Here is a 26,590-nt window from a genome sequence, read left to right as displayed (position 1 = left end):
GACGCGCATAGCCATGACGCTCAACGGCGCTCCCTGCGCCGTTGAGGTCGAGCCGCGCGAAATGCTGATCGACGTCCTGCGGGACCAGTTGAAGCTGACCGGCACCAAGCGCTCCTGCGACGTGCAGGTGTGCGGCGCGTGCACCGTCCTGGTCGACGGCCAGCCTGCGTCCAGCTGCACCACGCTGTGCGCCGATGTGCACGACCGCGCCGTCACCACTATCGAAGGCCTGGCCCGGGACGGAAAGCTGGACCCCGTGCAGCGCGCGTTCATCGCCCACGGCGCGCTGCAATGCGGCTTTTGCACGCCCGGCATGATTCTCGCGGTCAAGTCCATGCTGGCGCGCTGCCCCCGGCCGACCGAACAGGACATCCGCCACTACCTGCGGGGCAACCTGTGCCGGTGCACGGGCTACGTGAAGATCATGGAAGCCATCCTGGATCTCATCCACAACCCATCCTCTTACCAACCGGAGGACCAATGAGTACTTTGCAGTCCACCGCCGGCAAACGGCGCGTGATCATCGCCGGGGCCGGCATGGGAGGCCTCACGCTGGCGGCGACGTTGCTCCAGAAGGGCTTCGACGTCGAAGTCTACGAGCAATCATCCGAGCTCCGGGAGGTCGGCGCCGGCCTCTGGATTTCGGCCAACGGCGCGCGCGTGCTGCAAGCGCTCGGCCTGAAGGAGACCATCGAGGCCATCAACCTGTCACCCGAGGATCGCCTGATCCGCTTCTGGAAGACGGGTGAGGGGCATTCGGTCTACAACCGCGACGCCGGCGCCTCCAAGGTCGACCACACTTTGATCCAGGTGCTGCGCGCGGAACTGCAGCGCGTCCTGTACGAGGCTGTCCTGCGGCAAAAGCCGGACGCCTTCCATTTCGGCCGGCGCTCGGTCGGCGCGGAAACCGTGGGCGACCGCGCCCGCCTGCTATTCGACGACGGCGGCTACGCCGAGGGCGACCTGGTAGTCGGCTGCGACGGCGCGCACTCGCGCGTGCGCCAGTCCATCTTCGGCACCGCGCCCGCGCGCTACACCGGCGCGGCGGCCTGGCGCGGCCTGGCCCCCATGGGCAAGCTCAAGCCCCAGCATCGCCAGCCGCTGGCCTCCACCTGGGTCGGGCCGACCGCACACGTGACGACCTATCCCGTTCAGCGCCAGGGCGAGCTGTTCGTCAGTTTCTCCGCGCAGGTCGACAGCCAGACCTGGCACACGGAATCGTGGTCGGAACCCGGCGCGCTTGCCGACGCCCTGGACGACTTCAAGGGCTGGCACCAGGACATCATCGACCTGTTCACGGCGTCCGAGAACCTGTTCCGCTGGGGCCTGTTCGTGCGCGACCCGCTCGAATCCTGGTCCGCCGGCCGCGTCACGCTGGTAGGCGACGCCTGCCATTCCATGACGCCCTATCTGGGCATGGGCGTGAACCTGACCATGGAGGACGCCTTCGTGCTGGCGCGCTGCCTGGAACAGGACGGCACCGACACGGCGCGCGCGCTCCAACGCTACGATGCGGCCCGCATCTCGCGCGCCAACCGTACCAAGGCCGACTCCCTGGGCATGCTGTCGGTCTTCCACAGCAAGGAACTGGAAAATCCCGAGACGGCTTGGCCCTACATTCGCAAGCAATGGTCGCCGCAAGCCGTGCGCGACCGCTACGACTGGCTGCTGCAATACGACGCTACCACGGTGGAAATCTAGAACCATGACCGATGTCCTCGACCACCGGCCCCGCCCCTGGGACGGAATCATTCCCGAAGAAGAACTTGCTATCTACCGCAAGGCGGGCTGGGGCGCGCCCGGCGGTATCGGCCGGCACCCCGCGCTGCTGGTGATAGACGTGCAATACCGCTCCATGGGCTACGAGCCCATGCCCATCGCGCAGGCCATCGAGGCCATGCCGACGAGCTGCGGGGAACATGGCTGGCGCGCCGTCCCCCATATCTCCCGGCTGCTGGAGGCCTTCCGGGAACTGGGAGCGCCCGTGCTCTATCCCTACGTCGCGCCCAAGAAGTCGCACGACCTGGGCCAATTCGAACGCAAGGTGCCCGGCGTCATGGACGTACCGCTGCGCGATTACCAGTTCGTCGAACCAGTCAGCCCCCGCCCCGGGGAAATCACCATCCCGAAATTCCAGGCCAGCGCCTTCCACGGCACGCCGCTGGCGAGCTATCTGGTCGGGCTGGGCGTGGATACCGTGGTCGTCACCGGCTGCACGACCAGCGGCTGCGTACGCGCAACGGCCGTGGACGCCTGCGCGATGAACCTCAAGGTGGTGGTGCCGCAGGACGCGGTGTACGACCGCTCGCAGGTGTCGCACGCGGTCAACCTGTTCGACATGGCCAGCAAGTACGCGGACGTCCTTCCGACGGACGAGCTGATCGGCCTCCTGCGTCAGCGTCCGTAGCCCTTGGCCCGGCTACGGCTGCGGCATCGACCGCCCGGCTGGCCGGGCGCGCCATCGAAAAAAATGGTGCAATACCCGGTGCCGTAGATGGATTCCGGCCCCGGCGGCGCCCCTGCCCGGGCCGGAATCCGTCGTTCAAGAACACGATCCGGGGCCTGCGCGGCTCCGGCCGAAGATAGGAACGCTGCTGTGCCGAACGAGTCTTCCCCACCTGTCGATCTGGCCTCTTTCCTGAAACGCGCCGAGGGCGTCCTCGCCCAGCTCGAAGCCTGGCTCCCCCCCGCCCCGCCCCCCGTGGACTGGAATTCCCACGCCTTCCGCTGGCGCAAGCGCGGAACGCGAGGCTGGCTGGAGCCGGTGCGGCACATCGCGCGCATCGACCTGGACGACCTGCAGCACATCGATCGCCAGAAGGAAGTGATCGACCGGAATACGGTGCAGTTCCTGGAAGGCAAGCCGGCCAACAACGTGCTGATGACCGGCGCCCGCGGCACCGGCAAGAGTTCCCTGGTCAAGGCCATGCTGGCCACGTATGGCGATCGCGGACTGCGCCTGATCGAAGTCGACAAGAGCGACCTGGGCGACCTGCAGGAGATCGTGGAGACCGTGGCCGAGCGGCCCGAGCGCTTCCTGGTCTTCGCCGACGACCTGTCGTTCGAGGAAGGCGAGGCCGGCTACAAGGCGCTCAAGTCGGTGCTGGACGGCTCGATCGCCGCATCGACCCAGAACGTGCTGATCTACGCCACGTCCAACCGGCGCCACCTGATGCCGGAGTACATGCACGAGAACCTGCAGGCCAAGCACCAGAGCGACGGCGAGATCCATCCCGGCGAGACCGTCGAGGAAAAGATCTCGCTGTCCGAGCGCTTCGGACTGTGGTTGTCGTTCTATCCGTTCAAGCAGGACGACTACCTGGACATCGTGGCGCACTGGCTGCGCGACCTGGGATGCAGCGAGGAATCCATCGCGCGCTCGCGTACGGCCGCGCTGCAATGGACGCTCGAGCGCGGCTCGCGTTCCGGCCGGGTCGCCTGGCAGTTCGCCAAGGATTGGGCCGGGAGGGAGGTCCCCCCCCCTACGCGCTGACAGGAGGGCTCCCCCCTACGCGCTTGCGCGCGCCCCCCAGGGGGCGGCACTGGCGGACCGGCGGAGCCGGATCCGCTGTGCCCTGGGTATTGTTCTTGTGTGGATTGCATTTTAGGAAGGATTATGGGGTCTCTGGGTTCTGGGGTGAAAGTCGTCGATGTCGCGGTGGGCGTGATGCTGCAGCCGGACGGGCGGTTGCTGCTGGGCCAGCGGCCCGAAGGCAAGCCGTATGCGGGATGGTGGGAGCTGCCGGGGGGCAAGCTGGAGCCGGGCGAGACGATATTGCAGGCCCTGGCGCGGGAATTGAAGGAAGAACTGGGGGTGACGGTGCTGGAGTCGTCGACCTGGGTCACGCACGTGCACGCCTATTCGCACGCCACCGTCAGGCTCTATTTCTGCCGGGTCACCCGCTGGGAAGGCGAGCCCCGGGGGCTGGAATCGCAGGCCCTGCAATGGGGGCGGATACGGGACGCGAGCGAGGCCGAGGTGCAGGCGGCGCGGCGCGATCACGGGGAACGGGTGAAGGCGCTGGAAGCGCGCATCGCCCGGGGCGAGCAGCCGACCGACCTGGAAACGGCCCAGGCGCGCGCGCAGTCGCCGGAGGACGCGCTGGGACTGGCGCTGGAGCCGCGCATCGGCCCCCTGCTGCCGGCCACGCTGCCGCCGCTGCGGTGGCTGCACGTGCCCGATACCTATGCCATCACCCATATCGGCTCGCCCGGCAACGTCGATGCCTTCCTGCGGCGCCTGGATGCCGCGCTGGCCTCGGGCCTGAAGCTGGTCCAGTTCCGTGAACCGGACTGGCCCGGCGGCGCGGCGGACGACGCGCTGCGCCAGGTGCTGAAACAGGTGGTGGCACGCGCCCGGCCGGCCGGCGCGCGGGTACTGGTCAACAGCGCGCATCCGCGCGACTGGATCGCCGATGCCGACGGTGTGCACCTGCGCGCCGCCGACGTCCCGGCCCAGCGCCCCAAGCTGCCGCCCGGCGCGATGCTGGGCGTATCGGCCCACAATGTCGCGGAACTGGAACGCGCGCGCCAGCTGGACGCCGACTTCGCGGTGCTGGCGCCGGTGCTGCCCACGCGCTCGCATCCCGGCCAGCCCGGCCTGGGCTGGGAGACCTTCGGCACGCTGGCGCTGCACGCCGGCCTGCCGGTGCTCGCGCTGGGCGGGCAGTCGGCGGACACGCGCGCGACGGCCCTGGCGCACGGCGCGCATGGCATCGCGGGCATCAGCGGCTTTTGGGGCGGCTGACCCGGGCGACGGACCGGCGGCCCCTTCCGCCGGCCTCCCGGCCGCGTCACTGCACGGTGATGCTGGCCTCCTTGATCACTTTCTCCCAACGCGCGGCCTCGGTGTCGATCAGGCGCTTGAACTCGGCGGGCGTATTGCCCACCGCGATGCCGCCGTGGGCCTGCACTTTCTCCTTGATGTCCGGCGACCGCGCGATGCGGGCCAATGCGTCGGCAAGCTTGCGGACGATCTCCGGCGAGGTGCCGGCGGGCGCGACCACGCCGTTCCAGACGGTCGCCTCCAGGTCCAGGCCCTGTTCCTTCAGCGTGGGCAGCTCGGGCATGGACGCCAGGCGCTCGCCGCTGGTCACGCCCAGGCCGACCACCCGGCCTGACCGGATCGGCGCCATGCCCGAACCGGTGAAGGCGAAATGGATGCGGCCGGCGTTGAGATCGACCTCGGCCGAGGCGGTGGACTTGTACGGCACGTGCAGGGTGTCGACCCCGGTCATGGAAGCGAACAGCGCGCCCACCAGGTGCGGCGACGTGCCCGACCCGGGCGACGAATAGTTGAGCTGCCCCGGCCTGGACTTGGCCAGCGCGACCAGTTCCTTCACGTTCTTGACGCCCAGCGTGGGGCTGGCCATCAGGTAGAACGGCAGCGCCGCGACCATGGAGACCGGCGCGAAGTCGCGCTTGGGATCGTAGGTGATGTTGGGATACAGCGAAGGATTGATCGACAAGGTGGTCACCGAGGCCATCAACAGCGTGTATCCGTCCGGGGCGGCCTTGGCGACGTACTCGGCGCCTATCATGGTGCTGGCACCGGCCTTGTTCTCGACGATGACCGGCTGCTTAAGCTCGCGCGCCAGCGCATCGGCGAAGATGCGCGACACCGTGTCGGCGACGCCCCCCGGCCCGTGCGGCACCACCAGCTTGATGGGCCGGTCCGGATACTGGGCGTGCGCCGCCAGGGCCGGGACCGCCGCGAGCATCATGGCCGCGACGAAAGTCTTGATGCGTGTCTTCATGCTGTCTCCTATTTTGATGCGCCGGACGGGCACCGGCCTCCCGGCTCCGTCCGGCGAAGGCTTATTGCGCGCCCGCGTCCAGGGACACGTTCCAGGCGTCGTAACCGTAGACCCAATCGGGATTGGTGGACTCGCGCATCCAGTTGTTGGCGCTCGATCCGGCCTGCACCGCCGACGTGCGGGGCTTGCGAACCTGCTCGAACAGGCGGAACGCCGCATCGAGGTCGGTGCGGTGGGCGGCCACGCAGCGCGCCAGGACGACCGAGTCCTCCAATGCCATGGCCGCGCCCTGGGCCATGTAGGGCGTCATCGGATGGCAGGCGTCGCCCATCAGCACGATGTTGCCCCGTCCCCAGCTCGGCAGCGGATCGCGCTGGAAGATCGCCCATTTGTGCACGTCCGGACATGCCGCCAGCACCGCGCGCACGTCGGGATGGAAATCGGCATAGGCTGCCCGCAGCACCTCCAGGTCGCCCTTGGCCGACCATGATTCAGGGGTCAGCCAGCCGGCATCCTCGGGTTGGCTGGTGACGAAATAGATTTCGTCCTGGTTCCGGGTGACGTAATAGATGACGATGTGGCGGTCCGGTCCCCACCATTTCGTGCGCGACTGGCCGATGTCGAGCGAGCCCAGCCGGCTGGCCGGGAACGTCGTCCGGTAGGCGACGCGGCCGGTGAAACTCGGCTGCTCCTCGCCCAGCAGCAGTTCGCGCACCAGCGAATGCACGCCGTCGGCGCCGATCACCGCGCGGGCGCGGGCCTGGGTGCCATCCTCGAAGCGCAATGCGATCTCGCCATCGCCCTGGTCCAGGTGCACCAGCTTCTTGCCCAGCGCGATGTGCGCCGCCGGTACCCGCGCCGCCAGCGCCGCGTGCAGGTCGCCCCGGTGCATGGCCAGGAAGGGCATGCCATAGCGCTCCAGGACCGCGCCGGCCAGCGGAAACTCGTTCGTCACGGCGCCGGTGTCGTGCGCGCGGTTCAACGACGACCGGGGGGCGAAGGCGATCGATTCCAGTTGCGGGCGCAGCCCCAGCCCATCGAGCACCCGCATGGCATTGGGCGTCATCTGGATGCCCGCGCCGATGCGCGCGAACTGCCGCGCCTGTTCGTAGACCTGCACTTCCACGCCCTGGGCGCGCAGCGCGGTCGCCGCCGCCAGCCCGCCTATACCCGCGCCGATGATCGCAACCGGCAACTCCGACTTCTTCATGAAACGCCTCCGATGGGTCCGCCTTTGCGGAAGCGCCCATTATTGAAGTCGGGACATATCGAGTAAATTGCAGAACAGCTCTAGCAGCTATAGAACTTCTCTATGTAACGCGAGACAGGCATAGATATCAAGCAACTCGAGTACTTCGTCCAGGTCGTCGATGCCGGCAGCTTCACGCGCGCCGCCATGGTGCTCGAAATGACCCAGCCTTCCCTGAGCCGGCAGATCCGCCTGCTGGAGGTGGAGCTGCACGAGCACCTGCTGTACCGCAACGGCCGCGGCGTGGAGCCGACCGAGGCGGGCAGGTGCCTGCTGGAGCACGCCCGGGTCGTCCTGGCCCGCCTGGCCACCGCGCGCCAGGAAATCCACGAACTGAAGGCCGTGCCCCGCGGCAAGATCGTGGTCGGCTTTCCGCCGCGCATCGCCCACCTGCTGGCCCCCAGCCTGGTGCGCGGTTTTCGCGAACGCCTGCCGGGCGCCGCGCTGACCGTGACCGAGGGGCTGAGCGTGAGCCTGAGGGAATGGCTGCACGAAGGCCGGGTCGATGTCGCGCTGCTGTACGATCCCGCCCCCGGCGAGACGCTGGACTACGAACCGGTATTCCAGGAGGAACTGATGCTGGTGGGATGCGTGCCGGGTCCGGGCGAGCGGCTGCCCGAATCGCTGCCGGTCGATGCCCTGGCGGACTATCCGCTGATCCTGCCCTGCGAGCCCAACACCATCCGCGCGGTGGTGGATGCCGCCTGCCGCCGGCGCGGCATCGCCCTGAACATCGTCGCCGAGGTCAACGCGGTCCACACCATGGTGGCGCTGGCCGAAAGCGGCGAAGGCTACGCGCTGCTGTCGGCCAGCGCCATCGGACCGCAGCGGCGCGCCGGCACGCTGGCCACGGCCCGCGTGCACACGCCGTCCATGCACAACAATCTGATCATGTGCACGGCACGGCTGCAGCCGCTGACCCGGTTGACGCGGGAAACCATGCAGTTGCTGCGGTCGCTGGACATCCGGGCACTGCTGGCCAACGCCTAGGGCCCGTTCAGTTCACCGATTGCGGCGGAGGAAACAGGCGCCCCGAGGTGTCGCCGCTCAGGTCGTCGGTCTCCAGCGGCGCGCCGGGAATGGAGAATTTCTCGGCCGCCCACGCCCCCAGGTCGATCTGGCGGCAGCGCTCGGAACAGAAGGGCCGCCAGGCGTTCTCGGGGCTCCACGGAGCCGGCCTGGCGCAAGTGGGACATTTGACGTTCTTGACCATGGCAGCATTGTAGCCAGCGGACGAAGGGGCCGCCGCGCTTAGAAGCTGTTGCACAGCGTCAGCTGGAAGGGCACGTCGGCCACCACCGGCTGGGGCTTGAGGTCGCCCCCCTGCGACGAGAAGCGCACCGACACCATGTACTTGTTGGCGCTGACCTCGGGAAACACGCCCAGCGCCTCGTCGACGTAGATGCGCAGCAACTGATAGGCCTTGCCTCCCAGCATCTGCTGGAAGGCGCCGCCCTCGGCCACCACCGCGACCTGGCGGCCCGATTCGCGCAGCATCTTCAGCACGATGGCCAGGCCGTCGCGTATGGGCAGGAAGGGCTCGACCCACTGGGCGAGATCCTGGACCCGATGCTCGACAGGCTTGTGCTTCCAGGCATGAAAGGAAGGAACGTCGAACTCGCACGCCCCGCCCGGGATCGCCAGGCGGCTGCGTATGCTGGTCAGCCATTCGTTCTGCCGCAACGGCTGGCCGGTCTTGCCCTGTGCCACCAGCGAACCCGTGGCCTGCTCGATGCTGGACAGCATGACGTCCAGGGTCTGGCGATCGACGCCGGGATGCTCGCGCAGCGAGCTCAGGGATTGGCGATAGCGCTCCAGGTCCTGCAGCAGATCGGACTTGAGATCGGCGCGCGCCGATACATCCAGGATTTCGAACAGCGTGGTCAATGCGACGTGATGCCCGCGGGCATCCGGTTGCCGCACGAAGAAGAACAGATTGTCGAAGAGGCTTTCCAGACGCAGCAGCGTACGGACGCGCTCGTTGAATGGGTATTCGTAAAGAACCACGTAGACCGTCCGGAATCGGAATTTCGTAGAAATATACCTGTACGGCATGGACACGGCGACACTTGCCGCGCCCGCTTCCGAACGGCCCTTGCGCGGGCGCTTCGGAACACCTCCATTGTAGGTACGGAGCCCACCGGAAAAACACTCAACCGTGGCCCGATCACCCCTTACTTTGAAGCAGGCGGCTCGGCAATGCGGTTTCGAGTTGTGACGCCCGCCGCGCCGGCCGCTTCCAGCAAGGCCTCGTGGAAGTCGCGATGCAAGGCGGTGTCGGGCGCGTCGCGATGGCGCAGGATGCCCACCATGCCCTGCCGGCGCGTGGGCAGGTCCAGCGCCACGAGCTGCCCGGCGGCCTGGAAGTAGCCCAGCACGCGGCGCGACAGCGCGGTCAGCAGGTTGGCCCGCTGCATCATGGCCACCAGCATCAGGATGCCGACCGCCTCGACCCGGTAGCGCGGCGCGGGCAGGCCGGCCAGCGCGAACTCGGCGTCCAGCTCGCGGCGCAGCGGGTTGCCCTGGGGCGGCACCACCCAGCCGCATCCTTCCAGATCCGTCCAGGCCAGGCCGCGGCGGCCGGCCAGCGGGTGCGAGGGAGGCGCGGCCACCGCGATGCTTTCGCCATAGACCGGCGTGCAGCGCAGGCGATCGTCGATGGCATCGCCCTCCAGGCGCGTGACCACGAAATCCAGGCGGCGCTCGAGCAAGGGCGGCAGAAGCTGGTCCAGCGTCGACTCGGTGATCGACAGCCGGGTCTCGGGACGCCGGGCCAGCAGCAAGGCCACGCTGTCCGGCAGCAGGCCGGTCGAGACCGTGGCCGTCACCCCGATCGACAGGTGCCCGTCCGCCCCTTCGGCCATCAGCGCCATGGCATGACTGGCCCGCTCGACCTCGGCCAGCATGACGCGGGCATGTTCGGCCATGGCGGCGCCGAAACGCGTGGGCACGAGGCCGCGCGAATGGCGCTCGAACAGGGGCACGCCCAGTTCGGCCTCGAGCTCGGCCAGCCACTTGGACAGGGCCGGCTGCGTCATGCAGAGACGTTCGGCGGTGTGGCTGAGATTGCACGTGTCGGCCAGGCTGCTCAGCACTTCGAGCTGCCGGATGCGCAGGCGCCGGGTCCAGTCCATTGCCATGAATTTTATGTATGACAGAGCGGCATTTTATCATTGGAAACAAATACCTCTCCGTTCCCATAATGCCGGCACGGCGCCGACCAGACTGGCTCCAGCCAGCCCGCCCCCCTTCCACGGAGACACCCCATGCGACCGCTTGCGCGCCTTTTCCTCGTGCTTTCCCTCGTTGCCGCCGCGCCCTCGGTGCGGGCCGCCGACTATCCCGACCATCCGGTCAAGCTGGTCGTCAACTTCGCCGCCGGCGGGCCGCTGGACCTGATCGCCCGCTTGATCGCCGAACAGGCGGCATCGCGCCTGAAACAGCCCGTCATCGTCGAGAACCGGGCGGGCGCCGGCGGCAACATCGGCGCCGAATACGTCGCGCGCTCGCCCAAGGACGGCTATACGGCGCTGGTCAGCGTCGACCACCTGCTGACGATCAATCCGTCGGTCTACCGGAACATGGGACTGGACCCCTACCGCGATCTCGTGCCGGCCGGCATCTTCGGCACCACCTCGCAGGTGCTGGTGGCCCACCCCAGGCTGGGGCTGAAGGATTTCCGCGACTTCCTGGACCGGGCCAGGAAGGAGGACCTGACCTACGCCTCGGCCGGCCTGGCCTCGCCCGGCCACCTGACCTTCGAACTCCTGAAGGCCCGCACCGGCATACGCGGCACGCACGTGCCCTACAAGGGCAACGCCCCCGCCCTGTCGGACGTGGTGGCCGGCCACGTGCCGCTGGCCTTCGTGGCCTCGTCCAACACCCTTCCCTATGTCCGGTCCGGCGCGCTGCAGGCGCTGGCCACGTCCGCCGCCATCCGCAATCCCCAGTTGCCGCAAGTCCCCACGGCGCAGGAACAGGGCGTACCCGACTTCGACGTGCGATTCAGCCAGGTGGTCCTGTTTCCCGCCGGCACGCCGGCGGCCGTGGTGACGAAGTGGGAAGGCCTGCTGCACGACATCCTGGAAAGCGCGGAAGTGCGCCGGCAACTGGATCAGATGGCGGTGACGCCGTTCTGGGCCGACTCGGCGCAGACCACGGCGTGGTTGCGCGACACGCGTGCGCGTTGGGACACGTTGATCCGCAAGCTGGACATCCAGTAAAGCCCGGGCAGCCTGCTAGGGCAGCGCCAGCAGGTCGAGCCACGCGCGATGCCGGGCCAGCGTACGCTCGGACAGCTGGCCGGGCGTGGTCTGGCCATCGTTGAGGATGACGTCGTCGGCCACGGCCAGCCGCTGGGCGCGCGTCGCCTGGGCGGCCATGATGCGGGCGACCATGTCGGGAGCCAGGCCGCTGCGGCGCTGCACGCGCCGGACCTGGGTGGCCTCGTCGCAATCGACCACGCAGATCCGGTCCACCCGGTCCCGCCAGCGACCCGACTCCACCAGCAGCGGCACCACGAAGACCTGATAGAGCCCCTGGCGCCGGGCGGCCTCGCGCTCGACCTCCTGGCCGATGAGCGGGTGGATCAGCGCCTCGAGCCGCGTCTTGGCCTGTGCGTCGGAAAACACCAGGGCCCGCATGCGGGGACGGTCCATCGCGCCGTCGGGACCGATCATGTCCGGACCGAATTCGCGCCGCAGCGGCTCGATGGCGAGTCCGCCCGGCGCGGTCAGCGCATGCGCGATGGCATCGGTATCGATGACGGCCGCGCCCTGCGCCTCCAGGATATCGGCCACGGCGGTCTTGCCGGATCCGATGCCGCCGGTCAGGCCCACGCGCAAGGGACGGGCGGGGAAAGAAGGAAGTGTGCCTACCATGCCAGCAGCTTAATCCATGCGTCGCCCGCGAACATCGCGGCCACGCCCGCCGCCGCCAGGTACGGCCCGAATGGCAGCGGCTGGTCGCGCCGCACGCGGCCGGCGATCATCAGCACCCCGGCCACCGCCACACCGGCCAGCGAGGCCGCCACCATGACCAGCGGCAGGCTCTGCCACCCGAGCCAGGCGCCGATGGCGGCCAGCAGCTTGAAATCGCCGTAGCCCATGCCTTCCTTGCCCGTCAGCAGGCGGAACAGCCAGTACACGGACCACAGCACCCCGTAGCCGGCCATCGCGCCGATGACCGCGTCGGGCAGGAAGGCGAAACCGCCCCACAGGTTGACGAACAGGCCCGCCCACAGCAGCGGAAGCGTCAGGTCGTCCGGCAGCAGCGAGGTCTGGTGATCGATCACGGCCAGCGCCAGGCAGGCCGCGCAGAATGCCATGGCGGCCAGGCTGGTCCAGGTCACGCCGAACACCACGACGCAGGCCGCGAACAACGCCGCCGACGCCAGTTCCACCAGCGGGTATTGCCAGGAGATGGGCGCGGCGCAATGGGCGCAGCGGCCGCGCAGCGCCAGCCAGCCCAGCACCGGGATGTTGTGGCGCCAGGCGATCGGATGCCGGCAGGCCGGACAATGCGAGGGGGGATAGGCCAGGTCGAAGCGGGCCTGCCCGGGTTGCGCGGCGCCGTGCAGCTCCGCGCACTGCTCCTGCCAGGCGCGCTGCATCATCTGCGGCAGGCGCGCGATCACGACGTTGAGGAAGCTGCCCACCACCAGCCCCAGCACGGCGGCGGCCGCATAGGCCAGCCACGGGGTGGCCGCGAGTATCTGCACGAATGACATAGACAAGGATGTAAACGCCGCCACGGCGGCCCCCCGCAAGCTTAACCGCCCCCGGGGCCCCGCGTGGGACGGGCACGGCAATAAATGTCCTGCTCCCGGCACGGCATCCGTCGATGCCCGCCGCGCTTCCCGTCGCATGCCGGCAGACGCAACAGGTTAGACTTGCGATAAATCTCAAGAGCCGGAGCCGTCATGACCAACCCGCCCCTTTCCTCCCGCCCCGCCCCTTCCCGCCTTGCCACCCTGGCCGCCGCCCTGGCCGTGGCGGCCGGATTGGGCGCGTGCTCGATCCCCCTGCCCGACCGCGAGCGCTCCGGCACCCTGGCCGCCGCCGACGCGGTGATCCCGCCGCCGCCCGCCGTGACGCGGGAACAGGCCGAGCGAGACGGACAGGATAGGGGCGTGCCCCTGGCCCAGCCGCAAACCTTCCGCGGCGTGATCCCCTGCGCCGACTGCGCCGGCCAGCGCGTCACGCTCACGCTGCTGCCCGACTGGACCTGGCGCATGCGCCGGGTGTATTTCGGCACGCGCGACAACAAGGAACAAAGCTTCATCAGCACCGGCCGCTGGGAACGCCTGTTCGACTCGCCCGACCAGATCCGACTGATCGGCGACCGCAACGAGGGCGGACTCTACGAGTTCATCTCCGGCAGCACGCTGCGCATGCTGGACCAGAACGGCGAACCCATCCAGTCCACGTTGAACTACGCCCTGACCCAGCAGTTCGAGGTGGACTTCATCACCGACACCTTCACCATGCGCGGCAAGGTGGTGGCCAAGGACGGCCAGCCCACCTTCGCCATCTGCAGCACCGGCAAGCGCTATCCGGTGTCGCCCACCGGCCAGGCCCAGGCCCTGGCCGACGCCTACGCCAAACTGCGCGTGGCCCCCGGCACCCCGGTCCTGATGTGGATAGACGGCCACATCGCCCGCAGCGGCGAACCCCCGGTAGAGTCGGTGGTCGTAGACAAGCTGGCCCGCGGCACCTTGGACAGCCCCTGCGAGGACTGATAGGCCCACCCCCTACGCCCTTCGGGCGCCCCCTCAAGGGGGCGATGCGGGTGGACCGGCAAAGCCGGATCCACCGCATCCTGGGTCTAGTTCCTTTATCTTGGGTTGGAGCACCTGTGCTTCGCTGGCTGCCAGCGATAGCAACGGTGTAACGTGCCAAGAAACAGGTACTAGACCCAGGAAACCGCGGATCTGGCTCCGCCAGTCCGCCGGTTTCGCCCCCTGGGGGGCGCGCGTCAGCGCGTAGGGGGGGGCTTCTACCTCGCCCGAGAGATACGTACCTCGGCGCCGCGGCGCTTCACTTCCAGGCCTTCGGAGGGCAGGATCTTCAGGCCTTCCAGGCCCTTGGCGTAGCTCGAACCCTGCATCTGCATGACGCGGATCTTGTTGCGCATCACGCTGGGGTTGTGCACGGGCATGCCGAACAGCCAGACCTCGTCCAGGATGCGGGCGGAGTTGAACTCGCCGGTGTGCTGGGCGGCGGGGCCCAGGCACAGCATGTGGCCTTCGCGGCCGAACACGGGCAGGCGGTCCAGGCCGCATTCGAAGGTCCAGGTCGTGCCGCCCTCGTAGCGCCAGCCCGTGTTCAGGTCCCACCAGGCTTCGCCCTTGGGGAAATAGACGCGGATCTGGTTGCCGGGCTGCACGGCCGGCGCGACCAGCAGGGCCGGGCCGAGCAGGTATTGCAGCTCGTGGGCATGCGCCTCGGGATCGTCCGGGAAGGACAGGGCCATGGAACGCTGCACCGGCAGGCCGGTGCGGGCCGCGTCCTCGATCACCCCCAGCACGTAGGGAATGAGCCTATAGCGCCACTGCATCAGCGTCTGCGCGTGCTGGAAGGCCTCCTCGCCGAAGTCCCAGGGCAGCAGCCCCGGCACGGCGTGAAAACGCAGGTGCGAACTGAACACGCCGGCCGCCAGCCAGCGCAGGTACAGCTCGGGCGTCATGGCGTCGCGCGGATGCTGGGGCGAACCGATGTCGTGGGCATGGGCGGGCAGCCCGCTGGCCCCCGCCGTCAGCGCGGCGCGCAGCGATTCGGCCAGTCCTTCCCAGGTGTTGGGCACGGACACGGGGGCCTGCATGGGCAGGCGCTGGCCGGTCGGGAAGAGATCGCGGCTCCACACCACGCCCTCGGGCGGGGTCTTGTTCCAGGCCGCCGCCTCGAACAGGCAGCGCTTGACCAGCATGGGATAGGCCGTGCGCAGCCGCGCTCCGGTATCGCCGTTGCGCGCCTCGACGCCGTCGGGGATGTCGAACTGGATGTCGCAGGACACCGCATCGACGCCCTCGTCCATGACCTGGCGGATCTTGTCGCGCCAGAAGGTCCACACGTCGCGGTGGGTCAGGTCGAGCAGGCCGAAGGCGACGCCCGCGCTGGCGGGCACGCCGGCGAACACCTGCGCGGCGCCGGATTCGTCGGTCAGCAGCCAGCCCTTGTCCTCGAGTTCGGCGAACATGGGGCTATGGGTGGGCACGCCCGGGAAACCGGGTGCGCACACCTTCAGGTCCAGGCCCTTGAACTCGCCCAGCACCTGGCGCGGATCGGGGAAGCGGGCGGCGTCCCATTCGAGGTTCAGCTTGGCGCGGATCTCCCAGGCCGCGGGTGGCCGGAACGACACGGCGTCGAGGGGCACGCCGCGGCTGCGCATCTGGCCGGCCACGGCGGCGAGCTGCTCGGCGCCGGTATCGGGCGCCTGGTGCAGCCACGTGCCCATGCTCCACAGCGTGGGCTGTCCCGCGCGGCCGGTCAACTGGGTGTACTGGTTCAGGATCTCGGCCGGCTCGCCCACGAACAGGAACACGTCCAGCTGGGCGTCGGCCACGGTCACCACGTAGCTGTCGGGCGCGAACTCGGGCAGGCCGATGTCGTGCACGACGGATTCGAGCGTATTGACGTACAGCCCCCAGCCGCGCGGGCTCCAGGCCAGCGGCAGGGCGCGCGACTCGGCCTCGTCGGACACCACGCGCTCGGCGCGGCGGTCCAGCATGATGCGGCTTTCGCCCAGGCCGTGGACGGCTTCGCCAGCCGCGAGGTCGAAGCACAGGGCCCACGACGTCGGGGCCGCGGCGTCTTCGGTGCCGAGCGGGCACAGGTCCTGGTCCGCGGACGAGGCCAGCACCTGCTGCCCCTTGCGGTACAAGGCCAGCCGCACGGGATTGGCGGCGATCTCGAGTACGTTGTCGCCCTGGACGATGCGCCAGCCGGGCTGGCCGGCCACATCCGCCTGTTCAACCACGGCCTCGCCTATGGCCTCGTCCCGGGCCAGCAGATCATGCAGGGCGGCGGCGCGCGTGGCGGAGCCGGAGGCCGGCTTGCCGGTGGCGGCGGGCGTGCCCATGCTCAACCTGAACACGCCTGGCGCGCTGGCCTCGACCAGCACCGGCTGGCCCTGGTCCGTCGTGAAACGGACGGCGGACGGGCTGGTCGTGTTGAGAGACAGGGATTCCAGACGCTGGTAGCGGGAGGAGTCGAATTGAAGTGGCACAGGTTTCCCTCGATCGCTTTCGACAGATTGGCAATAGCAAAGACGCAACCCTCGCGAGGCCCCGCTATCCGCCCCAAATGCGGCAAATGACCGCACTTTTTCGCCAAAACCTCTATTTTGACGGATTCGGGGAGGCAAATAAACCGTGGAAGAAGCCGTCTCCCGCACGGACGCGCTTCGCGGGGCGCCGCGAGAGGCCCGGCAAGGCCGTATCCGGGGCCATCCCGCGCCCCTGGAAGCAGCGGATCGGGACACGCGGGCCGGGCACCGCGCGCCCCCAGGCACGTCTTTTTTGCTGTTAATCCCGCTATTTTCCCACGATTCGGCCCGGGATCAGCGCCAGGCGATCGAGCGCAGCAAATCCCCCTCCAGCACCATGGGTTCTCCCTCCAGGGAAGCGGCCAGTATGTCGCCTCCCAGCGCCGACCAGCTCAGGCCACGCGAGGCATAGCCCGAGGCGGCCCAGAGCCCGCCATGGACAGGCGATTCGCCGATCACCGGCAACCTGCCGGGCAGCACGGCGCGCCACCCGGCCCAGCCCGTGAACGCGCCGGGATCCAGGCCGGCCCCGGCCAGTTCCGGCAGCAGCCGCGCGGCCCGGTCCAGGTTGACCGCGTGGCCCTCGGCCGTGACGACGGCGCGCGAGGCATCGTGGACGTACGTGCTGCCGGCCACGCAGGCGCCGTCCACGGCGGGCAGCACGTAGCCGTCGCCCGCCACCACGCAGCGCGGCGGGCGCCAGGCGGCATCTTGCGCGGGAAGCAGCGTGATCTGTCCCGCTATGGCCTTTTGCCCGAAGAAACCCGGCAGTTCGCCGTCGGCGGCCAGTCCGCTGGCGGCAAGCAGCCGCGGCGCCTCGGCCGCATTGGCCAGCACCACGATCTCGGCCTCGGCCAGCGTGGCGCCTTCCTGGTCGAGGGCCCGCCACCGGCGGCCCGACGGCACGTCCGCCGCCAGCGCCTCGATGCGGGCTACCCGGGCCGCCCGGACTTCGATGCCCGGCCGGGACAGCAGCGCCGCCCCCAGCAGGCGCGGACGCACCCGCAGTCCGCCCGGAAAATAGACCCCGCCGCGCGCCGTCGGGCAACCCGCCAGCGCGCTGGCTTCGTCCCGCGTCACCGGTCGCACCCAGTCGGCCGGAAAACGCAGCTCCTCCAGCATGGCGCGCATGCCGGCCTCTTTGTCGTCGGATTTGGCCTGCTGCACGGTGCCGCAGCGGGCGACGATCCCGCCGTCCATCCACGGCGCCCAGCGCGCGGCCGCGCGCAAGGCACCGGCACGGCTCAGGCGCGCGCGGGGGCTGTCGTCCCGGGCCAGCAACGGCGTCAATGCGGCGGCCAGATGGCCGCCACCTTGCGGGGGAAAAGTCCAGGCCGCATCGAACACGGACACGCGCCAGCCACGCAACGCCAGCGCATGCGCCACACCGGCCCCGGCGATGCCCGCTCCCACCACGATGGCATGGCGCTCGGCGAAGGACGGCGGCTCGGCCGGCGCGTGGCGGCGCTCGAAGCGCGGCGCATGGCGCGCCACCGTCATGTGCAGCTTGCCGCCGAAGCCCTCCCTGCGCTCGACCTCGAAACCCGCCGCCTGCAAGGCGCGGCGCGCCGCGCCGGCGCTCGCCCAGGTCGCCGCCGTGGCATCCGGCGCGGCCAGCCTGGCCAGCGCCTTCATCAGCGGCTCGGACCACATGCCGGGATTCGCGGACGGCTTGAATCCATCCAGGAAAAAAGCGTCCGCGCGCAGGACCAGCCGGGGCACGATCTGTTCGGCCAGCCCGAAGGCCAGGGTCAGCGTCACCGCGCCGCCATCCAGGTCCAGCCGGTGCAGGCCGGGAAGAAGAGGCGGCCACTGCGCCAAGAGTTGCGCCGCCATGTCGTCCCACCCGGCGGGCACCCGCGCGCGCAGCAGCTCCGCCAGGTCCTCGCGGGCGAAGGGATGGGCCTCGACGGACACCACATGCAGCCTCCGGCTGCGCCGGGGATCGTCGCGCCAGGCGCGCCATAGCGCCAGGAAAGTCAGCCCCAGCCCGAATCCCGTCTCGCACACGGTGAAGCGCTCGCGTCCGCGCCATCGCTCCGGCAGACCGTTGCCCGCCAGGAACACATGGCGAGCCTGCTCCAACGCCCCCTGGGCGGCATGGTAGATGTCGCCGTAGAGCGGGCTATAAGGCAGGCCGTCCTGATCGAAGGCCGGGCGGGAAGGAGTCAGGGGGGTAAACACGGCGAGGATGATAACCCCCCCTACGCCCTTCGGGCGCCCCCCAGGGGGCGAAACCGGCGGACTGGCAAAGCCAGATCCGCGGTTTCCTGGGTCTAGTACGCGCTTCTTGGATTGGATCACCGTTGCTACCGCTGGCAGCCAGCGATAGCACCCGTGCCAAACCCAAGATAACGGTACTAGACCCAGGATGCAGTGGATCCAGCTTTGCCGGTCCACCCGCATCGCCCCCTGGGGGGCGCGCGTAAGCGCGTAGGGGGGGTACACTCCCTGTATGAGCATCCCCGCAGCCGCCACCATGGACAAGCCCGTCCCGCTGGATCTCTTCAAGGCGCTCGAAGCCGCCGTCACCGCCGCGCACGCCGGCGCGGCGATCTTGCAAGCCTATGCGCACAAGCGCTCGGAACTGGTGATCGACCTGAAGGCCCGCAACGACCTGGTTTCGCAGGCGGACCGCGAAGCCGAAATCGCGATCATCGAGGTCCTGCGCGCGCGCACGCCGCAATACGGCATCGTGGCCGAGGAGACGGGGGGCTCGCCTTCCGGTCCCGCCAGCTGGTACATCGACCCGCTGGACGGCACCACCAATTTCGTCCATGCCATTCCCCACTACGCCGTTTCCATCGCGCTGGTGGCCCAGGAAGGCTGCGGCATCGCCTTCGAAGAGACGCGGTGCGAGCCCGGGCCCGTGGTGGGAGTGATCTACGATCCCTGTCGTGAAGAGATGTTCACCTCGGTACGCGGCGTGGGCGCCTGGCTCAACAGCCACCGCATCCAGTGCTCGCGCACGGAAACCCTGGCCGATGCCCTGCTGGCCACCGGCTTTCCCTACAGCGATATGTCGTTCACCGAAAGCTACCTGCCCATGCTGCGCGACGCCATGCACGGCACGCGCGGCGTGCGCCGCAACGGCGCCGCGGCGCTCGACCTGGCCTGGGTGGCCTGCGGGCGCTTCGACGGCTACTGGGAACTGCGGCTCAAGCCGTGGGACGTCGCCGCCGGCACGCTGCTGGTGCGCGAAGCCGGCGGGCAGGCCTTCGACCCGTTCGGGCGGGCTCCCTGGCCCGAGCAAGGCAACATCGTCGCCGGCGGCCCCGGCGTGGCCAAGGCCTTGCACGACCTGATCGGCCCCAACCTCAAGGCCGCCGGCGCGGGCTGAAGACCGCTCAGCGCACGATCATCAGGCCGATGCGCACCTGCGACTTGGCGCGCACGTTGTAGTCCAGCAGGGTCTCGCCGTAGCCGTTGAAATACTGCACGTGCAGGAAGCCGTTCAGGCGGCCCAGGCCCAGCTTGCGCAGCGGGTAGGCCATGTCCAGTTGCAGCGATCCCTTCTCGTGGCCCTTGCGCACCAGCGCCGACACCATCAGGCCATCGTCCTTGGCCCAGCGCAGCTGGTAGTCGACGTGGCCCCGGTAGTCGGCGATGTCCGGATTGCCCTCGCGGGTCATGTAGTACTTGATCTTGGGGCCGAAACTCAGGGTGCTGCCGTCATCCAGGCGGTAGCGCAGCGTGGGCCGGGCATACAGGGAATTGATGGCGCGCGAGGTGTCGCCGTCGCGGCCATTGGACTCGTGCTCGAACCCCCCGTCGAAACCCAGCGACTTGCGGCGATCCTGCGATTCCCAGACCCGGTCGGACAGCCAGAAGACCGCGGGGCGGTAGCTGCTGTCGCGGAACGGCGCGGAGTTCTCGCCTATGTCCCACAGCGAGGTCTGGCTGTAGCCCAGGTACAGGTTGTTGAGAAAGCCCGTTTCCTCGCCGTCGTTGGGCTGGAACAGCCTGAACTTCAGGCTGACCTGGAAGCGCGCGTTCAGGTTCGGGCGGGCGCCGAAGCTGAAGTACACCGGCTCGTAGGGCGAGAGCGCGCTGCGGAAGCGGCTCAATACGTCGTGCTCGTCGTTGCCCGGGGCGGCAGCCTCGGCCGGCGCCGGCCCGGACAGCGCGGTGCTGCCCGGCCCCGACCCCGCCGAAATGCCGCTGACCGCGGCCAGCACGCCGTTGTCCGGCACCTGTGGCACGGCGTTGGGCGCGCGCGGGTCGACGATGGGGCCGATCGCCGGCGATCCCACGATGGCGCCCTTCTCGGCGGGCGTCGCATCCAGCGCCAGCAGCACGGGCTCGCCCTCGATCGCGATGGCCTGCAGCCCTCGGGCCTGCTCGGGCACCACGGCCGACCAGGTCGCGCGCGAGAACTGGCCCACGGGAATCTGCAGCACGGCGGTGCCGCCGTCCAGCCGCGCGGGCGCGCGCACGACGTGGCCGGCCGCGTCCCGCCACTGCAGCACCAGCTCGCGCGGCGCGTCCCAGGCCACCGTGGCGTTGCCTTCATTGAAGAACATGGCCTCGATACGCACGGTCTCGCCGGGCCCGGCCTGGAGGCGGTCCAGCTTGAAGGTCACGCCCGCGTCGGCCTGCAACGGCGCTGCCGCCATCAAGGCGACGAGGCCCGCGGGCGCGAGCGCGCGGCGCACGACGCCATGCGACGCACGAAGACGATGGTCAGCCATCCGACCTGGCATGTGAACTCCCGGACAATGCCCGCGATCGGGCAGACGCCGCCATTGTAGGGGCACGGCCGGGAGGTACCCGCTAGGCGGCCGCCTCGGTGCCGGTCCGCAGTTCGCGCCGCAGGATCTTGCCGACGTTGGACTTGGGCAGTTCCGACCGGAACTCGATGTAGCGCGGCCGCTTGTAGCCGGTCAGGCGGTCCCGGCAGAAGGCCTTCAGGTCCTGCTCGGTCAGCGCCGGATCGCGCTTGACCACGACCACCTTCACCGCCTCGCCGGAATGCTCGTCGGGCACGCCGATGGCGGCGCACTCCAGCACCCCCGGGTGCTGGGACACCACGGCCTCGACTTCGTTGGGATAGACGTTGAAGCCCGACACCAGGATCATGTCCTTCTTGCGGTCGACGATGCGGATGTAGCCGCGTTCGTCCATGATGCCGATGTCGCCGGTCTTGAAGAATCCGTCGGCCGTCATGACGCGGGCGGTCTCGTCCGGCATGTTCCAATAGCCCGGCATGACCTGCGGGCCGCGCAGCGCGATCTCGCCGCGCTCGCCTATCGGCAGCGCCGCGCCGTCGTCGTCCAGGATCGCCGCGTCGGTGGACGGCAGCGGGATGCCTATGGTGCCGGAATACTCCTTGATGTTGATGGGCGTGCAGCAGGCCACCGGCGAGGTCTCCGACAGCCCGTAGCCCTCGCACAGCGGGGACTTGGTCACCTCGCGCCAACGGTCGGCCACCGCCTTCTGCACCGCCATGCCGCCGCCCACGCTCACGCGCAGCCCCGAGAAATCCAGCGAACGGAACTTCTCGTTGTTCAGCAGCGCATTGAACAGCGTGTTGACGCCGGGAAAAAGCGTGAAGCGGTAGCCCGACAGCGTCCTGACCAGGTCGGGAATGTCGCGCGGATTGGGCACCATCACGTTGAGGCCGCCGGCCCGCATGCCGAGCAGGGCGCACACCGTCAGACCGAAGATGTGATACAGCGGCAGGGCGCAGACGAAGATGTGCTGGGTGCGCTGTCCGCCCTGCCTGGCGGGCTGCTCGTCGGTCAGCAGCCAGGCATCGCATTGCAGGACGTTGGCGACGAGGTTCCGGTGCAACAGGACGGCCCCCTTGGCCACGCCCGTCGTGCCGCCGGTGTACTGCAGGAAGGCGACGTCGTCGGGCCCGATCTCGGGGCGCGCCAGTTCCCGCGCCGCCCCTTGCGCCAGCGCGCGCCGGAAGCTTACCGCGCCCGGCAGGCTGAACGGCGGGACGAGCTTCTTGACGTAGCGCACCACGGCATTGACCACGGTGCCCTTCACGCCGCCCATCAGGTCGCCCATGGACGCCACCACGATGTGCCGGATGGCCGTGGCGGACAGCACCCGCTGCAGGGTGTGGGCGAAGTTCTCCAGGATGACGATGGCCTCGGCGCCGCTGTCCTTGAGCTGGTGCTCCAGTTCCGGGGCGGTGTAGAGGGGGTTGACGTTGACCACCGTGTAGCCGGCCCGCAGCACCGCCGCGATGGCCACGGGGTATTGCAGGACGTTGGGCATCATCAGCGCCACGCGCGCGCCGCGCGGCAGCCCGCGCGATTGCAGCCAGGCCCCGAGCTTGCGCGACATGGCGTCGATGTCGGCGTAGGCAAGCGTCCTGCCCATGCAGACGAAGGCCGGGCGCCCGGCGTACTGCTCGAACGATTCCTCCAGCAACTGGATCAGGGACCGGTAGCGTCCCGGGTCGATGTCGGCGGGAATGCCCGGCGGGTAGTACGCCAGCCACGGTCTTTGCATGCACGTCTCCTGGTCCAGTCTTTGCCGCGCGGTGTCGGCTTATTGCGCCGATGATAGCCCAGCCGCCTGCGCGCGTCCGGTTTCCGCGAGCAATCGCCGCCGGCGCTCGGCATACGGCAGGCGCGCCAACTCGCGCGCCTCGTCCAGGAACGGCGCGAGGCTGCCGTCGCGGCAACTTTCGCAGCGGCGCGCCATGGCCAGCAGCGCCGGTACCCACTGGTGGTACGCGCCCATGGCCGCGAACTGCGCGTTGTTCAAGGTCTGCGCGAACCAGGCATCATAGCCGGCGTAGCCATGCCACCGCTCGCGCTTCATCCGCTCGTAGCGGGACTTCAGGTCGGCGATGATCTCGGCCTTGCGGGCGCGCCGCCGCTCGATCTCGTCCGGCCCCAGGCCCGCCGGATCGGGCGTGGTGGGCGCCGGCCCCTGGCGGGCGCCGGTCTCGCCGTAGGCCTGCGCCAGTTGCCGCCGCGTCTCCAGCAGCAGCGCGACGAAATCGTGCCGGCGCGCATCGAACGCCTCGTACGCGGGCCGCAGCGACTGGTTCTGCGGCTCGCGCAGCCAGCGGTCGACGCCGATCTGCTCCACCGCCGTGGCCAGCGACTCGTTGAAGGTCGTGTCGTTCTTCGCGTAGACCGCCTGGTGGGTCAGCTCGTGGAAAACCAGGCGCGCGACCTCGGCCGGCGGCAGGCGGATGAAGGTGTTGACGAAGGGATCGGGATACCAGCCCAGCGTCGAATAGGCGGGCACGCCGCCCACGTGCACGTCCCAGCCCCGTGCCTTCAGCTCGGCGGCCGTCCGCCGGGCCTCGGCTTCGCTGTAGTAGCCCCGATAGTCTATGCATCCCACCACCGGAAAACAGGACTGCTTGAGCCGCAGGGACAGTTCCGGCGTGGCGAACACGTTCCAGACCACGTAGGGGCGCTTGACGTCGGCGTATTCGGTGTAGCTGCGGTTGTCGGGCAGGCCCAGCACCTGGCTGGCATAGCGGCGCGCGTCTTGCGCATGACGCAATCGCTCGCGCAAATCGGGGGAAGTGGCGGGATCGGCCAGGACCTCTTCGACCGGCCGCGCCGCCTGCAGCAGCGACGAATGTCCGCCTATCGACTGCGCGTAGTAGCGCAGGTCGGCGCACCCGGCCAGCGCCGCTGCCAGGACCAGGGCACCCCAGGCCGCCCGGCCCCTCGTCGTTACACTCGCCATGGACAAGCTCATTGGAGATAATGGCTATGGTAACCGCCGGCCCCGGGGCACACGACCCCGCCGGCGACGCCGGACACGGCGCGGCACATCGGCCCTTCCCGCCTTCGCGACCGCCTGGACAAGGCGCGGCGCGCTCGCACCCGCGGCGGGGCAACGTTCAGGAGTTCCACATGAATCTGCTCGAACCCATCGTCGCTTTCCACAGCGACCTGAAGACGATCCGACGCGACCTCCACGCCCACCCCGAGCTGTGCTACGAGGAGCACCGCACGTCGGACACCATTGCCCGCCTGCTGGAGGGATGGGGCATCCCCGTCGTGCGCGGCCTGGGGGGCACCGGCCTGGTCGGCGTCCTGGAAGGCACGGACAGGAACGGACCGGCCATCGGCCTGCGGGCCGACATGGACGCCCTGCCTCTGCAGGAACTCAACACCTTCGAGCACGCCAGCGTGAACCCGGGCAAGATGCACGCCTGCGGCCACGACGGCCACTGCGCCATGCTGCTGGGCGCCGCCCGCCACCTGGCGGCGCACCGCGACTTCCCCGGTACCGTCTACCTGATCTTCCAGCCGGCCGAGGAAGGCGGCGGCGGCGGCAAGGCCATGATCGACGACGGGCTGTTCACGCGCTTTCCCATGGAAGCCGTGTTCGGCATGCACAACTGGCCCGGCATCCCGGTCGGCAGCTTTGCCGTCACGCCGGGCCCGATGATGGCCTCCAGCAACGACTTCCGCATCGTCGTCCGGGGCAAGGGCACCCACGCCGCGCTGCCCCACCTGGGCATCGATCCGGTCATGATCGCGGTGCAGCTCGCGCAGTCGCTGCAGACCATCCTGACCCGCAACAAGAAGCCCATCGACACCGCGGTGCTCAGCATCACCCAGATCCACGCGGGCACGACCACCAACATCGTGCCCGACGAGGCCGAGATGGTCGGCACGGTGCGCACCTTCACCATCGAGGTCCTGGACCTGATCGAGCAGCGCATGCACGAGATCGCCCGGGGCATGGAGCTGGCCCACGGCGCCCGGATCGAGGTCGACTTCCAGCGCAAGTACCCGCCGCTGATCAACCATCCCGACGAGACCCGTTTCGTGACCGACGTGCTGCGCTCGCTGGTCGGGCCCAACCAGGTGGATGCCGCGACCGAACCGACGATGGGCGCCGAGGACTTCGCCTTCATGCTGCAGGAAAAACCCGGCTGCTACGTCTTCATCGGCAACGGCGACGGCGCGCATCGCGAGGCGGGCCACGGGCTGGGGCCATGCACCCTGCACAACGGCAGCTACGACTTCAACGACGAACTGCTGCCGCTGGGGGCCAGCTTCTGGGTGAAGCTGGTCAGCGACTGGTTCGCTCGGCCTCGATCAGTATGACCCGGTAGTCGTTGACGTTGGTCAGCGTGGGCCCCGTCGTGACCAGGGTGTCGAGTTCGCGGAAATAACCCCAGGCGTCGTTGGCGTCCAGCCACGGGCCGGGCATGACGTCCCGGGCCGCCGCCCGGCGCAGGCGTTCGCTGTCCCACCAAGCGCCGGCGTTGTCCTCGCTGCCGTCGATGCCGTCGGTATCGCAGGCCAGGGCCGAGATCCTGGCTTCGCCGCACAGCTCGGCGGCCAGCGACAGCAGGAATTCGGTGCAGCGCCCGCCACGGCCGCTTCCACGCACCGTGACCGTGCATTCTCCTCCGGATACCAGCGCCACCGGCGCATCGAAGGGTTCGCCATGCCGCACGATCTGGCGCGCCAGCGCGGCATAGACCTTGGCCACCTCGCGGGCCTCGCCCGTGACGGTGTCGCCCAGCACCACCGCCTGGATACCCGCGCGGCGCAGCACGCGCGCGCCGGCCTGCAGGCTTTGCTGGGCGGTGGCGATGACGTGGTTCTCCACCCGCTGGAACACCGGATCGCCCGCCTTGGGCGTCTCGGGGTGGCGCCCCGCGGCCCCGCCCTCGAGCCAGTCGACCACCGGCCGCGGCGCCTGCACGCCGTGGCGGCGCAGGATGTCGAGCGCGTCGGCATAGGTGCTGGGATCGGCCACCGTGGGACCGGAGGCGATGGCGGACGGATCGTCGCCGGCGACGTCGGAGACGATCAGGCCCAGGACCCGGGCCCGCGTCGACGCGGCCAGGCGTCCGCCCTGCAACTGCGACAGGTGCTTGCGCACCACGTTCATCGATTCGATGGGGGCGCCGCTGCGCAGCAGCGACTGGGTGACCTCGCGCAGCGCGGCCATGGGCACCGCCGGCACCGGCAGCGACAACAGGCTGGAACCGCCGCCGGACACGAGCACGATCAGCAGGTCGTCCTCGCCCAGGTCGCAAGCCAGCCGCAGGATGTCGCCGGCGGCCCGTTCGCCGGCCGCGTCGGGCACGGGGTGGCCGGCCTCGACGCAGGCGATGCGGTCGAGCGGCATGCCGTGCCCGTAGCGGGTCACGACCAGGCCCTCCAGCGGGGCGTCGGCGGGCCAGGCGGCCTCGACGGCGCGGGCCATGCTGGCGGCGGCCTTGCCCGCGCCGACGACGACCGTGCGGCCCCTGGGTGGGGCCGGAAGGTGGCGGGCGGTGATGTGGAGGGGGTCGGCGGCGGCGACGGCCGCTTGAAACGATTCCAGGAGGAGTTGATGCATACGCGGGGAACGGCTGATGTCTCTT

23 protein-coding genes are annotated in these 26,590 nt (G+C 69.4%); 10 read left to right on the top strand and 13 right to left on the bottom strand.

The genetic code is table 11. From position 1 onward, the window contains the following. Positions 1–13: 13 nt before the first annotated feature. The 5 genes from R4823_RS04320 to R4823_RS04300 all read left to right on the top strand — a co-directional run bounded on the left by R4823_RS04320 (position 14) and on the right by R4823_RS04300 (position 4,747). On the top strand, positions 14–484 hold the full coding sequence (locus tag R4823_RS04320) for a (2Fe-2S)-binding protein (protein ID WP_338617607.1): 471 nt from the start codon (positions 14–16) through the stop codon (positions 482–484). Continuing rightward, positions 481–1,701 carry an FAD-dependent monooxygenase gene (locus R4823_RS04315; protein ID WP_338617605.1) on the top strand — a complete coding sequence of 407 codons (1,221 nt, stop codon included), beginning with the start codon at positions 481–483 and terminating at the stop codon, positions 1,699–1,701. Before R4823_RS04320 ends, R4823_RS04315 begins: the two co-directional genes overlap by 4 nt. A gap of 4 nt (positions 1,702–1,705) precedes the next feature. Beyond that, positions 1,706–2,407 (top strand): isochorismatase family protein, encoded by a 702-nt coding sequence (locus R4823_RS04310; protein ID WP_338617603.1) that lies wholly within the window; start codon positions 1,706–1,708, stop codon positions 2,405–2,407. 189 nt (positions 2,408–2,596) lie between these two features. Then, entirely contained in the window at positions 2,597–3,493 is an 897-nt protein-coding gene (locus tag R4823_RS04305) for an ATP-binding protein (RefSeq protein WP_254914557.1), read from the top strand. Positions 3,494–3,667: 174 nt separating this feature from the next. Then, positions 3,668–4,747, top strand: coding sequence for a thiamine phosphate synthase (locus tag R4823_RS04300; protein ID WP_338619115.1), 1,080 nt, complete (start codon positions 3,668–3,670; stop codon positions 4,745–4,747). Positions 4,748–4,793: 46 nt separating this feature from the next. Here the strand turns inward: R4823_RS04300 and R4823_RS04295 are convergent, their stop codons facing one another. Further along, entirely contained in the window at positions 4,794–5,756 is a 963-nt protein-coding gene (locus R4823_RS04295) for a tripartite tricarboxylate transporter substrate binding protein (protein WP_087837622.1), read from the bottom strand. Between the two features lie 61 nt (positions 5,757–5,817). Further along, on the bottom strand, positions 5,818–6,966 hold the full coding sequence (locus tag R4823_RS04290) for an FAD-dependent monooxygenase (RefSeq protein ID WP_338617602.1): 1,149 nt from the start codon (positions 6,964–6,966) through the stop codon (positions 5,818–5,820). A 120-nt stretch (positions 6,967–7,086) separates the two neighbouring features. On the opposite strand from R4823_RS04290, the gene R4823_RS04285 reads away from it, so the two are divergent. Next, the gene (locus R4823_RS04285) at positions 7,087–7,995 is read left to right on the top strand and encodes a LysR substrate-binding domain-containing protein (RefSeq protein WP_087837620.1); all 909 of its coding nucleotides are present in this window, start codon (positions 7,087–7,089) and stop codon (positions 7,993–7,995) included. Between the two features lie 7 nt (positions 7,996–8,002). On the opposite strand, the gene R4823_RS04280 is transcribed toward R4823_RS04285, so the two are convergent. The 3 genes from R4823_RS04280 to R4823_RS04270 all read right to left on the bottom strand — a co-directional run bounded on the left by R4823_RS04280 (position 8,003) and on the right by R4823_RS04270 (position 10,145). After that, positions 8,003–8,218, bottom strand: a complete 216-nt coding sequence (locus R4823_RS04280; protein ID WP_338617601.1) for a DNA gyrase inhibitor YacG — start codon at positions 8,216–8,218, stop codon at positions 8,003–8,005. A gap of 38 nt (positions 8,219–8,256) precedes the next feature. Next, positions 8,257–9,012 (bottom strand): cell division protein ZapD, encoded by a 756-nt coding sequence (gene zapD, locus R4823_RS04275; RefSeq protein WP_087837618.1) that lies wholly within the window; start codon positions 9,010–9,012, stop codon positions 8,257–8,259. Between the two features lie 167 nt (positions 9,013–9,179). Next, positions 9,180–10,145 (bottom strand): LysR family transcriptional regulator, encoded by a 966-nt coding sequence (locus tag R4823_RS04270; RefSeq protein ID WP_279818097.1) that lies wholly within the window; start codon positions 10,143–10,145, stop codon positions 9,180–9,182. A 126-nt stretch (positions 10,146–10,271) separates the two neighbouring features. Here R4823_RS04270 and R4823_RS04265 point away from each other — a divergent pair, with 126 nt between their 5' ends. Further along, a complete protein-coding gene (locus R4823_RS04265; RefSeq protein ID WP_279818099.1) occupies positions 10,272–11,228 on the top strand; it encodes a tripartite tricarboxylate transporter substrate binding protein in 957 nt (318 codons plus the stop codon). A 15-nt stretch (positions 11,229–11,243) separates the two neighbouring features. Here R4823_RS04265 and coaE read toward each other — a convergent pair whose 3' ends face one another. Then, complete coding sequence (gene coaE / locus R4823_RS04260; protein ID WP_087837615.1) at positions 11,244–11,885, bottom strand: dephospho-CoA kinase; 642 nt, start codon at positions 11,883–11,885, stop codon at positions 11,244–11,246. Then, complete coding sequence (locus R4823_RS04255) at positions 11,879–12,733, bottom strand: A24 family peptidase (RefSeq protein ID WP_338619114.1); 855 nt, start codon at positions 12,731–12,733, stop codon at positions 11,879–11,881. The genes coaE and R4823_RS04255 overlap by 7 nt, the downstream gene beginning before the upstream one ends. 192 nt (positions 12,734–12,925) lie before the next feature. Here R4823_RS04255 and R4823_RS04250 point away from each other — a divergent pair, with 192 nt between their 5' ends. Beyond that, positions 12,926–13,744 carry a copper resistance protein NlpE N-terminal domain-containing protein gene (locus tag R4823_RS04250; protein WP_338617598.1) on the top strand — a complete coding sequence of 273 codons (819 nt, stop codon included), beginning with the start codon at positions 12,926–12,928 and terminating at the stop codon, positions 13,742–13,744. A gap of 257 nt (positions 13,745–14,001) precedes the next feature. Here the strand turns inward: R4823_RS04250 and R4823_RS04245 are convergent, their stop codons facing one another. After that, the gene (locus tag R4823_RS04245; RefSeq protein WP_338617597.1) at positions 14,002–16,230 is read right to left on the bottom strand and encodes a TIM-barrel domain-containing protein; all 2,229 of its coding nucleotides are present in this window, start codon (positions 16,228–16,230) and stop codon (positions 14,002–14,004) included. Between the two features lie 333 nt (positions 16,231–16,563). Then, on the bottom strand, positions 16,564–18,453 hold the full coding sequence (gene mnmC / locus R4823_RS04240) for an FAD-dependent 5-carboxymethylaminomethyl-2-thiouridine(34) oxidoreductase MnmC (RefSeq protein ID WP_338617595.1): 1,890 nt from the start codon (positions 18,451–18,453) through the stop codon (positions 16,564–16,566). A gap of 271 nt (positions 18,454–18,724) precedes the next feature. On the opposite strand from mnmC, the gene R4823_RS04235 reads away from it, so the two are divergent. After that, positions 18,725–19,609 carry an inositol monophosphatase family protein gene (locus R4823_RS04235; RefSeq protein WP_243724377.1) on the top strand — a complete coding sequence of 295 codons (885 nt, stop codon included), beginning with the start codon at positions 18,725–18,727 and terminating at the stop codon, positions 19,607–19,609. A gap of 7 nt (positions 19,610–19,616) precedes the next feature. On the opposite strand, the gene R4823_RS04230 is transcribed toward R4823_RS04235, so the two are convergent. The 3 genes from R4823_RS04230 to R4823_RS04220 all read right to left on the bottom strand — a co-directional run bounded on the left by R4823_RS04230 (position 19,617) and on the right by R4823_RS04220 (position 23,940). Continuing rightward, positions 19,617–20,960 carry a phospholipase A gene (locus tag R4823_RS04230; RefSeq protein ID WP_338617594.1) on the bottom strand — a complete coding sequence of 448 codons (1,344 nt, stop codon included), beginning with the start codon at positions 20,958–20,960 and terminating at the stop codon, positions 19,617–19,619. Between the two features lie 82 nt (positions 20,961–21,042). Then, positions 21,043–22,737 carry a long-chain-fatty-acid--CoA ligase gene (locus R4823_RS04225; RefSeq protein WP_338617593.1) on the bottom strand — a complete coding sequence of 565 codons (1,695 nt, stop codon included), beginning with the start codon at positions 22,735–22,737 and terminating at the stop codon, positions 21,043–21,045. A gap of 39 nt (positions 22,738–22,776) precedes the next feature. Continuing rightward, positions 22,777–23,940, bottom strand: coding sequence for an aminopeptidase (locus tag R4823_RS04220; protein WP_338617591.1), 1,164 nt, complete (start codon positions 23,938–23,940; stop codon positions 22,777–22,779). Positions 23,941–24,110: 170 nt separating this feature from the next. On the opposite strand from R4823_RS04220, the gene R4823_RS04215 reads away from it, so the two are divergent. Beyond that, on the top strand, positions 24,111–25,316 hold the full coding sequence (locus tag R4823_RS04215; protein WP_087837606.1) for a M20 aminoacylase family protein: 1,206 nt from the start codon (positions 24,111–24,113) through the stop codon (positions 25,314–25,316). On the opposite strand, the gene R4823_RS04210 is transcribed toward R4823_RS04215, so the two are convergent. Beyond that, entirely contained in the window at positions 25,282–26,565 is a 1,284-nt protein-coding gene (locus R4823_RS04210) for a glycerate kinase (RefSeq protein WP_338617590.1), read from the bottom strand. The genes R4823_RS04215 and R4823_RS04210 overlap by 35 nt on opposite strands. Positions 26,566–26,590 lie beyond the last annotated feature (25 nt).

The sequence above is a fragment of the Pigmentiphaga sp. CHJ604 genome, assembly GCF_036972535.1.
Lineage (GTDB): Bacteria > Pseudomonadota > Gammaproteobacteria > Burkholderiales > Burkholderiaceae_B > Pigmentiphaga > Pigmentiphaga daeguensis.
This window is presented reverse-complemented; position numbering and strand designations above follow the sequence as displayed.